Source organism: Micromonospora sp. 4G55 (genome assembly GCF_016803375.1).
The window spans coordinates 1-7,327 of record NZ_JAEVHN010000297.1 but is presented as its reverse complement, the minus strand read 5'-3'; the positions used below and the strand labels follow the sequence as shown (position 1 = coordinate 7,327).

Below are 7,327 nucleotides of genomic sequence, written 5' to 3'. Positions count from 1 at the left end.
TTACGAGACGTCCCTTAGTGGGTGGGGCGGAGTGCTTCTCCGACTGGTACATCACGGATCGCTACCGGTTCAAAACGCCCCCGACTAATCAGACGCCATCAAAGGCTGTCGGCATCCGCGTTTTCTACCCGGCAGGCGGCATCTTGTTCTTCGAAGACAAGCAGCTCCACCTGTTCGAATTGGAAGTCGAACTGCTTGAGCTTCGCGTCAAGATTGCCGATAAGCAGAGGGAGTTGAAGGCGCGCTTCGCGGGGCGGGCGCTCGGAGGCGGGCACGTCCTTGAGCAGGTGATGGATGACGTGCGCCAGCAGCAGCGCTTCATGGAGTGGCAGCATCTGCGTGCAGAGGCCCTGGAAGATCTCGCCAAACGGAAGAAGTAGGGCTCCGCTACACCCGACGCACGTTGGCTGTCCACACCGCCGGTCACGCTTTGTGATGGTCGCCTCAGCCCCGCTTTAGAGAGCCGTTGGCGGTCCATGGGGCATGCGGGACACCCGCGACGGGCGGCGGCGGCCTTGTGGACCGCTAGAGGGTTCCCGCGTGGGGTCGGTTGGGTGGCCGGGCCGCTCTGGACGGTGGCCGTCAAGATGGCAAGGTGACCGCATTCCTCGACTGGATCGCCCGCCGGCTAACTCTCTGGCTGACTGCCAGCGGGCTCCTAGCGCTGATCTCTGTGTTGTGGGTCCTCAGCGCATGGGCAGGCCTCGACCCGGGAGACGCCCCCGCCTGGGCAGCCTTCGGCGTATCGCTGGTAGGCACGGCCGTCGCCATCCACGCCGCCCGGTCGTCCAAGGCTTCGGCTCAGGCCGGAGTACGGCAGGCCGCCGCAGCGGAAGAGCAGGTCACCCTAGCCAGGAAATCCCTAGAGTTGGCGGAGCAGCAGGCGCTTACGACCGGCTCTCCGTTTCGCAGCGACCTGATCCACAAGGCCCCGACCTCGGAAGTTCCCTACGTCGCCTGGTGGATCGATCAGCGGTCTAAGAACACCTACGTCCTCCGCAACATCGGCACAGACACCGCCCGTGAGGTGGAGATCGACCGATCACGGATTCAGTGCGTCATCATGGGCGCGACGGGGGCCGACGAAGTTGCACCGAGTGCCTCGACCGAGGTTCGCCTCATCCCTGGGTATGGCGGGCCGAAGCCGAACGAGCTCTGGGTGCGCTGGGAGGGCCACCCGGAGTGGAAGGCTGTGCCCCTTCCATGATCCAGTCGCCGCACCGCGACGAAGGCTGGCACCAGACGTTGAGGCGACTACGCTGAGATCATCCTGGAACCCCACCGCCAGACGCGTGTCTTTGACTCGGCCGACCCCAGATTGGATGCGCTCATGACCGATCCTCATCCCGCGGTCTCTGCCGACTGGCATGCACACCAAGCCGAAACCCTCGTTGCCCTCGCTCGGTCCGAGGCCATGTCCGGCTGGTTGAAGCGAGGCCAGCGGCGCGAGATCTTGGGTGCCGCGCAGACCCACGCCACACTCGGCGCTGCCGCCGTCCGTTTGGGTGAACCCGCCTCGATCACAGCGAACGTCAAGCTGGTCACTGAGCAGCTTGCCAACACCGAAGCACAGCGCGAAGCAGCCACCGTCCGAGCGCGCCAGCTTGAGGACGAGCTGGAACAAATCCGCCGGACCCTCGCAAACTACGGCGTAGACGTTGGGGACGTACTCGACCTCGCTCACGCAGTGGAGCGACTACTGGAAGACCGGTACGCGAATGCGGAGCCGCCGCAGCACGCGTGACGCGCCGGCACCTGGTCTTGGTGGCCCGACGCTGCGATGCCCCCTTTAGAGGGTTGGCCTGGCCGACCGAGCCGTAGGCGCCGACGTGGCTGTGTGATGACTAAGCCTCTAGGGGAGCGGCAGCGCGACCCAGTCGCCGCTGCCTCTCCATCGAACCTTGATCTCATACATGTCCGGCAGCTCCGCTGCGGTAACGACCCAAAAGGCAATCGCCTTGCCGGGCGGCAGCTCAGGCACTGTCAAGGATCCACCGTCGGTAGGACGCAGCCTCCCACCCCGGGTGTGGACCTCAACGTCTAGCGCAGACTCCGAGCCCACGTTGCGGAGCAGAAAGCTCTCCTCCCCCCTGTAGCGGACCACCTGCCATTCCACGGGGGGTGGCGGTGGCGGCAATGCCGCTTCGGCCGCTGCTGCCTGCCGCTCCGCTGCGTCTGCCGATCGCTTCGAGGCATCTGCCGAGGTCTTCGAGTAACGGGCGCTGAGGACCGACACCAGCAACGCCGCGAGAGCGATCACGAGGGTTGCCACGTTTTCCCAAGCCATGACCACGAAGCTAACTGCTGGAGCCAACCCCGGCCACGCCCACACCGCCGGCTTGGCCTGGTTGCTTGAGACTGCGAGGATCGATGCGTGGCTGATGACTTTGAGAAGACTGATCCGAACCTCAAGGTGACTCTGGACCTTGACGATCAGCTGACCTGGGGCGAGCTGATTCGGTTCGTGAACTTGGCCCAGAGCGCGGGCAAGGTGTCGCCGGACCAGCCAGTAGGCATGGAGTACGACCCCAACGACACGCACCCGGTAATCACTGGTCTGTGCGTCTACCTCGACGCGGAGAACATCCCGCAGGGCTCCTGACTCGGAAGGCCCGCAGAGCCGCCCGCACACGCGGACCCGCCCCGATCCACCCGTCGTGCGTGCCGTGCCCTCTGCGGACGCTTGGAGACACTTCCCGTGGGTGCTGGTGGGCCGGGTTGATGGACGGGATACCCAGCAGAACATGGCGTGAGAGAACGGGCTGAGGAACGACAGCTAAGGATTGGCCTTCAACTCTTAGCTACGAAGAGACCCCCACACCCGAAGGCATGAGGGCCGCTCGTTGTAGTTCAGATCCGAGGGGTGTACGGGTGTACCGGTACACCCCTGGTTCGGTACACCCCAACACCAGCGCCGATGGCATAGCTAAATAACTAACAATCTAATGTCCGTTTTTTGTTGTTATTTGGTTATTCGGTTTTGGGGTCCGGTCAATCGAGGGGTGTACCGGTACACCCCTGGAGGTACACCCCTCAGCCTCTTACCGACACCCTCTGCGTGCCCGTTCCTTGGCCCTTGACCTGGCGCACGGTGACCTTCTTCTCCTCGACCAACAGGTCAAGCGCGGCGTCGAAGTACTTCCGGCGATCCGCCTTGAGCTTCGTGCGCAGCGGGTTACGCAGCATCCACTTCTCAGCGGTCTTGTCGAGAAGCGCCATGATGCGGTCTGCCACGCTCCGGACACCGCGCATGTCGAGCTGCTCCAACGTCCGCGTCTCCGCGTGCTTAGCCTCAGCGGCGAGCTTGCCCCGCGTGTGGGCCTCACGCCGGCGCTGCTCCTTGAGGTGCGCCATCACGTCAGACCGCGTGCGGCGAGACACCACCATGACCGTGCTCGCCAGGTCCCAGTCCTCGTCGGTCACATCGAGCCGACCGTCCAGCAGCGCCAGGGCGACCGCCACCCGCATCTTGATGACGATGGCCTGAGACTCCATCGGGTCCTCGCGCATCTTCCGGCGCTCGTAGAACAACCGCCGCATGACTGACTCCGGAAAGCGGATGGTGTGGCCAGACGCCGGGAAGTGCGGGGCCTCCCACACCCGCTGAGGGGGAGCCTCTGGCATGTTGTCGAAGTCGTACTCCTGGTCTTCCATCGCGGGCATCCACAGGAACCGCTGAGGCAGACCGGCTTCGGCGTTGCCGAGCAGAGGTCCGCAGGCGCCGGGCTGCGCGCCGATGACGAGGCCCATCCGGTACGAGTTCGCAGGCACCGTTACCGACTTCATCTCGTCGGAGTTGGTGAACCCCAGCGCCTCGCCCGAGAAGCCCTTCAGTACCTCCGTCGCGAGGGTGTTACCCGTCCGCCCCGTGAGGGCGTTCCAGGTCGACACCTCGGCCACGTCGAAGATGATCCTGTTCGACTTGACCACTACGCCGCCCTCGATAACGACGCCCTGCTTGCCCTCGTCGCCCCTGATGACCGGACGGCGGTACGCCTTGGCGATCCCCTCACCCGAACCGATGGGCAGGTAGGGGTACGTCTCGCCCACGTCGACCGCGAGGGCTGCCGCGTCGGTGGCGGTCTTCTTCCCCGCACCACTCGGCCCGATCAGGGCTACGTACATGTTGAGCGCACGGGTACCGGCGTCGGTGCCGTTCCGCCCCGGCAGCATCACGCGAGGGGGAACCTTGTGCAGCACCCGCACCATGACGACCCCGAGCGTGGCCCAGGGGTTGGCCTCCCCCGCCTCGGCATACTGCTTGATGTGGCTCAGCACTGGCCGGGCCGACCAGAAGCACTCGTCGGGGTCGTACTTGACCAGCTCCTTCCCCGACTTGTCGAGGATGTCGTCTATCTGGTCGTGCCACCGGGAGCCGAACTTGTCCACACCCGGCGCGTAGTCGGCCAGGATGGCGTGTACCTGGTCGCGGGTGTAACCCGCCTCTGCCACCGCGAGAACGGCGTTGTAGGCGCGCTTGTACCTGCCCGATCCCTCACCGCGGCTCTCTTCCTCGCGAAGTGCGGCGATGTCTTCCGGCAGGTCATCCGGTACCGGAACGGCCTGGACCTCGGACCGCTGGTGCTCGCGGACGGCGGCAGGTGTGGCACCCAGCCAGGACATCAGCTTGTCCGCGTCGATGCGCTCCTTGCCGTAGGACTCCACACGGACCTTGTTGCCGTTCTTCCAGTTGGTCGTGTTCGGGATACGCAGGAAGTCGTTGTCCGCGATCTTGTCGTCTCCGTCGACGAGGCGGCGCAGGGCTTCCTCAATGCCCCGGTGTTCCTCGTGCGTCAGCGACCGCGACAGCCGCCCGTAGACGTGGTAGTTGCCCGGCGTGCCCGATGACACCAACCGGAAACCCCAGCGCCTCAACGTCGACCTGAGGTCGTCCGACAGCCCTTTGTCGGCGTCCGCGTGAACCACCCGACGCGCGGCGCTGTTGTGCTTCCTCCGGTGCTGGGTCTGCATCGGGTACGGGCTGTAGAACAGGTCGATGTTCTCGCGCTGACGAGCGGCCCGGATGGCTGCCATCAGGTCATCGACCTGAGAGGGCCAGTGGTAGAAGGTCTGTTCCGGGATCGGCTTCGGTTCACTGCGGTCGTTGAGCGCCAGGCAGACGTAGCCCCGCGTGCCACCGAACACGAAGCGCAGGTGATCCCTGACCTCGGCAAGCGGAGAGAAGTCGATCTTCGCAGAGGCGATCACTGGTGACCTCCGGTGAAGTACGCCCACATGCCCTCGTAGGTGCGGGTGTAGTAGTCGCGGCACCAGTCGGACGTGTCCTCGACCAAGGGCCAGATCTCCCGGTGGAACTCTTCGAGTTCGGCGGGGGTGCCCAGGGTCGTCATGACGTACATGACCAGCTTGAACCACGCCTCGTCCGACAGGTTGCGCATGACCTCCCCGAGGTCGGGCTCCTTCATCGCTCGCAGCGCAGCCACGATGTCGGGGGCGGCAGGCTTGGGGCAGAAGTTGATCCGTCGCGGAGTGGCTCCGCTTTGAGGAGCTTCGATCTTTCGCATATGATTCACGTACCTTCCTTGTGTTGCTGCTGCGGATCGGGTTGGGGGCTTCCACACAACGGCCTCGCTGTGGGAGCCCCTCACCTTTTCCGGACCAGAACGGCCAGGTTGTCCACCGTCGCGGGGTCTTCGATCCGGTCGGGTAGACCCTGCTTGCGGGCACCTCGGATGGCGTCCTGTGCCGCCTGCTCCCGCCCCGTCTCGGGCGCGTACCACTCGCCCTCTGGCCACGACAGCGACCCGTTGAAGCTGAAGTCGATCTTTCGCTTGGTCGCCACCGCGCGATCAAAGGTCGTGCTGGCTGCCTGTGCCAGGGCCTCTTCGAGCTTGCTCATCGCTGCACCGGCTTCCACACGTTGCGGCCGGGGCAGTACGGACGGGCGAGAACCTCGGGCGTGAACAGCTCTTCCAGCGGAAGGCCCAGGAGCTTGGGAAGCCGCTCACGGACCTCCGGCATGGGCCGGTTGTAGCCGCCGACCGCAGTGCGAAGGTGGTTCTCGGGAACGTCGATCTGGCGTGCGGCAAGCGGGATTGACCACCGCTCGCGACGCAGGGCGTCAGCAGCGGGCTGACGACCGAATCGGGAAGGCACGAGGGGTATTCCTGTCTCCCGCCCCGAACGGACGGACCGAGGAGACCACCAGACGTCGGTAAGCGGGTAGTAACCCGCCCGGTGGACCCTCCTCGGTTGAAGACAGGTGCAGCGTCGATCCTGCGCCACCCCGACACCTAGGAACGACCGCCCGATACGGCGTCCGGTGTGGGGATAACAATACGGGATTGCGCATCCTAGACAGCGGGCTCTGAGTTCGTCACAGACCGTTGAGCACGCGCCCACACCGCCGGACACCGCGACCCGCACGGGTCCGCGTCTCTGGGGTGACCTGAGGGCGCTTCACGATGGCGTCGTGTCGCGCTGGCATCGTGTCGGACGGGGCGGATACGCTGCCCCTGCTGAGGAGAGGGCCCGACCTGGTCATTGCGATCCTGGTCGAGCTGAGCCGTGCGCTCCGCACTCGACCAGAGTGAGGGGTAGGGATCGTGGGGCTCGCAAATCTTGAGCCGCTTCTCGGTGCGGGACCGTTGACTGTGGCCGCTGCCGTCGCCGTCCCGGTAGCGGGAAAGATCATCATCACTGCGCTGGCCCTTCGCGGCACCGACCCGAAGGACCGGCCCGGCATCATCAAGGCGGTAGCCGAGCTGTTCCGGTGGCGTCGGTGATCCGCTGCTACCTAGTGGTACAGGCCAGCAGCGAGTATTCGTAACTCAGACCGCCTCGTCGTCTAGGTCGACATCGGGGAAGCTGATCAGCAGTTCGTCCGCAGACGCGAGAGGCAGGTAAAGGAAGGACGTTGTGGAGAGTCCATCGGCAGGAATGACCGGCAGGTCGGCCGGTTCTCGGCTCTGACTCACACCGACGTACTTGACTCCCCGCTTGGCCTTCAGATGCGAAGAGATCTTCCGGCGGCATCGCTTACGGGCGGCGTTGGTGGCGGGATGGTCGCAGTTGGCGTGGTCCAGCGCCTGAGCAGCCCCAGCCCCCGGCCCGCCCGCCTTGCGACAAGCCTCACGAGCTGCGTTCGTACGCGGGTGGTTGCAGGCTTGGTGTTCGGCGCGTTTCATCAGCTCACTCCGGGTGCCGGTTTTCGTGCCACGCGCAACCTCGGTGGCCTTCAACCGGCCGGGCGCCGGCCCGCGCACGATCACGCCGAGCGCGGCGCAGTGCGGGGCGGCCGCGGCGACCTCTCACCACCGCCGGGGTACGCCTGTACCCGCTGCGGCTGTCCGGGGCGACGCCGGAG

The 7,327-nt window shown here is 65.4% G+C and carries 10 protein-coding genes; 5 read left to right on the top strand and 5 right to left on the bottom strand.

What is annotated here, in order from left to right:
- The 4 genes from JNW89_RS21925 to JNW89_RS21910 all read left to right on the top strand — a co-directional run.
- On the top strand, positions 1–380 hold a 380-nt coding region (locus tag JNW89_RS21925), incomplete at its 5' end, for a hypothetical protein (RefSeq protein WP_238450326.1).
- A 215-nt stretch (positions 381–595) separates the two neighbouring features.
- Complete coding sequence (locus JNW89_RS21920) at positions 596–1,207, top strand: hypothetical protein (protein ID WP_238450325.1); 612 nt, start codon at positions 596–598, stop codon at positions 1,205–1,207.
- Between the two features lie 123 nt (positions 1,208–1,330).
- A complete protein-coding gene (locus tag JNW89_RS21915) occupies positions 1,331–1,744 on the top strand; it encodes an H-NS histone family protein (RefSeq protein ID WP_238450324.1) in 414 nt (137 codons plus the stop codon).
- A 630-nt stretch (positions 1,745–2,374) separates the two neighbouring features.
- Complete coding sequence (locus JNW89_RS21910) at positions 2,375–2,602, top strand: hypothetical protein (protein ID WP_238450323.1); 228 nt, start codon at positions 2,375–2,377, stop codon at positions 2,600–2,602.
- Positions 2,603–3,033: 431 nt separating this feature from the next.
- Here JNW89_RS21910 and JNW89_RS21905 read toward each other — a convergent pair whose 3' ends face one another.
- The 4 genes from JNW89_RS21905 to JNW89_RS21890 all read right to left on the bottom strand — a co-directional run bounded on the left by JNW89_RS21905 (position 3,034) and on the right by JNW89_RS21890 (position 6,117).
- Positions 3,034–5,208, bottom strand: coding sequence for a RepB family DNA primase (locus JNW89_RS21905; RefSeq protein ID WP_238450322.1), 2,175 nt, complete (start codon positions 5,206–5,208; stop codon positions 3,034–3,036).
- On the bottom strand, positions 5,205–5,426 hold the full coding sequence (locus JNW89_RS21900; protein WP_238450321.1) for a hypothetical protein: 222 nt from the start codon (positions 5,424–5,426) through the stop codon (positions 5,205–5,207). Before JNW89_RS21900 ends, JNW89_RS21905 begins: the two co-directional genes overlap by 4 nt.
- Before the next feature lie 179 nt (positions 5,427–5,605).
- Positions 5,606–5,860, bottom strand: a complete 255-nt coding sequence (locus JNW89_RS21895; protein WP_238450320.1) for a hypothetical protein — start codon at positions 5,858–5,860, stop codon at positions 5,606–5,608.
- Complete coding sequence (locus JNW89_RS21890; RefSeq protein WP_238450319.1) at positions 5,857–6,117, bottom strand: hypothetical protein; 261 nt, start codon at positions 6,115–6,117, stop codon at positions 5,857–5,859. The genes JNW89_RS21895 and JNW89_RS21890 overlap by 4 nt, the downstream gene beginning before the upstream one ends.
- 449 nt (positions 6,118–6,566) lie before the next feature.
- Here JNW89_RS21890 and JNW89_RS21885 point away from each other — a divergent pair, with 449 nt between their 5' ends.
- A complete protein-coding gene (locus tag JNW89_RS21885) occupies positions 6,567–6,746 on the top strand; it encodes a hypothetical protein (protein WP_238450318.1) in 180 nt (59 codons plus the stop codon).
- A gap of 45 nt (positions 6,747–6,791) precedes the next feature.
- On the opposite strand, the gene JNW89_RS21880 is transcribed toward JNW89_RS21885, so the two are convergent.
- On the bottom strand, positions 6,792–7,232 hold the full coding sequence (locus JNW89_RS21880) for a hypothetical protein (RefSeq protein ID WP_238450317.1): 441 nt from the start codon (positions 7,230–7,232) through the stop codon (positions 6,792–6,794).
- Between the last annotated feature and the right edge of the window lie 95 nt (positions 7,233–7,327).